Source organism: Streptomyces sp. CB02366, assembly GCF_001905905.1.
Taxonomy (GTDB): Bacteria; Actinomycetota; Actinomycetes; order Streptomycetales; family Streptomycetaceae; genus Streptomyces.
Genome location: NZ_LIVT01000042.1, coordinates 1 through 3,040 on the forward strand (window position 1 = coordinate 1; position 3,040 = coordinate 3,040).

At 70.8% G+C, this 3,040-nt stretch carries 3 protein-coding genes and 1 pseudogene; 2 read left to right on the forward strand and 2 right to left on the reverse strand.

Going from position 1 to position 3,040, the window contains the following annotated elements:
* Both AMK24_RS32470 and AMK24_RS34120 read right to left on the reverse strand, forming a co-directional pair.
* Positions 1 to 307 (reverse strand): hypothetical protein (locus AMK24_RS32470; protein WP_143203785.1); only part of this gene is annotated, 307 nt, incomplete at its 3' end.
* Between the two features lie 109 nt (positions 308 to 416).
* Positions 417 to 572: a hypothetical protein gene (locus AMK24_RS34120; RefSeq protein WP_158072205.1), complete on the reverse strand. Its 156-nt coding sequence runs from the start codon at positions 570 to 572 to the stop codon at positions 417 to 419.
* Between the two features lie 1,058 nt (positions 573 to 1,630).
* Here AMK24_RS34120 and AMK24_RS32475 point away from each other — a divergent pair.
* Both AMK24_RS32475 and AMK24_RS35285 read left to right on the forward strand, forming a co-directional pair.
* On the forward strand, positions 1,631 to 2,818 hold the full coding sequence (locus AMK24_RS32475) for an IS701 family transposase (RefSeq protein WP_073772457.1): 1,188 nt from the start codon (positions 1,631 to 1,633) through the stop codon (positions 2,816 to 2,818).
* Between the two features lie 74 nt (positions 2,819 to 2,892).
* Positions 2,893 to 3,040: pseudogene (locus AMK24_RS35285) on the forward strand (daunorubicin/doxorubicin resistance ABC transporter ATP-binding protein DrrA); the annotation flags it as partial.

Here is a 3,040-nt window from a genome sequence, read left to right on the forward strand (position 1 = left end):
GGGCGGTGAGGGTGGCCAGGGCGGCGGCGCCGAGGCTGGGCGACAGGACCAGGGTGTTGATCCCGCGGCGCCAGGCCGCCAGCAGCCGCGGGAGGGTTTTGCGCCCGGCCCGGAGGCGTCTGCTTCCGCGTACCGGTGCGGTGCCGGTGCTCCGGCCGGCGTCGGTGTTCCGGTGGTCGGGAAGGCGGATGGGTCGGGGTCGGGCGGTGTCAGGTGATGGTTCCGAGGGGAGTCCGCAGGGGTCGACCGTGGTGGCGGGCGCGGTGTTCGAACGCTGGTGACCTGCGGAGCCGGCTCCCTCAGCCACGGGCTCTCCTGACCGTCGGTGGATACGAGAAGGGCTGAGCCGCGCACGTCCTGCGCGCGTAGGGGCGGCGGTGGGCGGTGTGTGTAGCGGGCAGACCGGCTCCCGCCCCTCAGAACCGTTCGTTCTGCCTGCCGCCGTCGAGGGCGGCAGGCTCCGGGGCGGGGGGGCGCAGTTCCGCGGGGCCGTCCCTGCGGGCCGGGCGGTCGGCCGCGATGGGCTGCGGCCCCGGGGGGCGGGTCGAGGCGTCGCTTTCGGCTGAACTCATCACGTGTGCACTTCCCGGATCATCGAAGCTGACCGTGTTTGCGTGACCGAACGTGCGGAGGCGCCTCCGAGGAACGCCTTCGATGCATCATAAGAATGATTCTTTTTTTGTCTATGTGAGGTAAAAAATTTTGGCCGATTCGCCCCGACACATGCCGTGTTCTGCAGGAGCGCGCACGGCGGGCGCGGGCCGGGCCCGTCTGTCGGGGGTCCGTAGGGGAGGAGGTGTACAGCGGACGGCGTCCCGGCCTTTGATGATTTTCTGCCGAAAGACTCCAGCCATTCACTCATCGCCCGCTAAGGTCATGCTCCGGCGACTTGGCGACCGGGGTCACGTCCGCGCCGCCGACGGGGACGTGCGGGGAGGTATGCATGGGCGCGGTGACGGGTGGGCCACGGCAGGCGGAGCGATGCGCGGACGCGGGAGCGTCCGCGGTGTCCGTCCGTTCTTCGCCGGCGGTGCCGCCGAGCCGGTGGCCGAAGGCGACCGTGCGGTCCGATCCTCTTCCGGCCCCCGGGAGGGACGTCAGCCGGGGACGGGCCGGTCCGCGGCTGCCGTCATGACCGACTCTCGGTTGCCGTAGGCCCGTTGCACCAGTTCACCGGGGGCGGGCAGCCGGCTCTCCGTCGATGCCGGGCTTCCCGGGGCGCTCCCGTTCCAGCTGTAGGGCTCGAACCGCGCGGGGCGGAACGCCGGGCCATGCTCCGTGTACGTGCCGCCCGATCCTGTTTTACCATGTCCTCTCCGAGATCGTCGGCGTGGCGACGCATCGTGCGCATTCTCCATGCCTACGGGGTTTCGGGGGCCATCGCGAGGGGGCGGTCGGCGGCATCCAAGCTTCGGCGGAATCGCGACCGGGGAGCAACCACGGATCGGCCAAGTAGGTAAAAGGCTTGGTCAAGCGGGGACGGGGCATCGGCGATCGTCGGATCCAGCAGGATTGGACGTCCATTGTCCGGTCTCCAGCCGACGGGAGCGCCCTCTCCCGTGAAAAGACGATATTGCTGGCTACGCTATCGCGGCGCTCGATCGGTTGCCCAGGAGAAGGGAAACGAGCCATGGCGGCACACGACGTGGGGCACGCGCACCTGCCGGTCTCCGTACTTGCCGATCAGATCTTCGGGCACCTGCCGAGGGCCGATCAGAGGGCGTGGGCCCAGGCGTATCTGACGGGCCTGCTGACCACCGACGGCAAGAAGTCGATCAAGCGGATGGCCGCCACCGTCTCGCGCTCGCCCACCGCGTCGCAGTCGATGCACCAGTTCCTCAACGCCAGCCCCTGGGACTGGGTTCCGGCGCGGGTCGAGCTGATGCGGTGGGTCGAGCAGCAGCTCGATCCGCGTGCCTGGGTCCTGTCGGTGGCGGTATTACGCAAACGGGGTGACCACTCCTGCGGTGTGCACCGGCGCTTCGTCCCCGCGACCGGACGCTCCGTCAACTGCCAGCTCGCGGTGGGAGCGTTCCTCGCCACCGGTGCGGAGGCCGTGCCCGTCCACTGGGGGCTGCTGCTGCCGGGTGCCTGGGTCGAGGACCATGCGCGCCGCGCGCGGGCCCGCATTCCCGAGTCGGTGGGCCAGCGCACCGTCGAACAGCACGCACTCGACCTCGTCGACGCGCTGTGCGGGAGCACCCAGCTCAGCCCCCGGCCGGTGGTGGCGGACCTGGGCCATCACTCGGGGGTCATCTCGCTGGTGCGTGGACTCAGCGCCAGGGGACGCGAGTTCGTCGTGTCGCTGCCCGGTCGGACCCCGGTGGTGCCGGTCGGCAGGACGACGGCGCGTGGCGCATACGCCTCGAACCTGCCCGCCGCCGTGGAGGCACAGCGCCTGTTCGGCCTCAAGCACGGCAGCCATCTCAGACCCGGTGGCCACGACGGTCCCGGCGGGGCGGATCGCACCGCCACGATGACCACGCTGGTACGGCTGCCGCAGGTGCGGCTGGCCCGTCACACGCCGCACGCCACCTATCGGATCTTCGGCGTTCCGTCGTACGCGGGGCCCCGCTCGTCGCGGATCTGGCTGACCAACATGACGCAGCGGCGGACCGACGAGCTGCTCGCGCTGGCCGGGCTCCAGCACCGGGCGGGCACCGCGGTGCAGACGCTGGAGGACGACTTCGGACTGCTCGACTTCGAAGGGCGGTCCTTTCCCGGCTGGCACCATCACATGACGCTGGTGTCGGCGGCGTCAGCGTACAACTTGCTGGAGCTGTCCGGCCGCCGGCCGGGGGCCCTGGAAGAGAGCTGAGCGGCACGTCCCGTGCGGGACCTCGAGGAGAAGCGGGCGGGCCCCGACCCGCCCGCTCGTGTTCCCCGGTCGGGTGTTACCAGGTGTGGGACGTCGTGCGGGCGGTCGTCGCGCACGGCACCACGGTCCTGCTGACCACGCAGTACCTGGACGAGGCCGACCGGCTGGCCGACCGGATCGCCGTGATCGACCGGGGAAGGGTGATCGCCGAGGGGACCAAGG

Coding starts and splice junctions, on each gene's coding strand:
- AMK24_RS34120 (WP_158072205.1), bottom strand. CDS start 572: ATGAGTTCAGCCGAAAGCGACGCCTCGACCCGCCCCCCGGGGCCGCAG.
- AMK24_RS32475 (WP_073772457.1), top strand. CDS start 1,631: ATGGCGGCACACGACGTGGGGCACGCGCACCTGCCGGTCTCCGTACTT.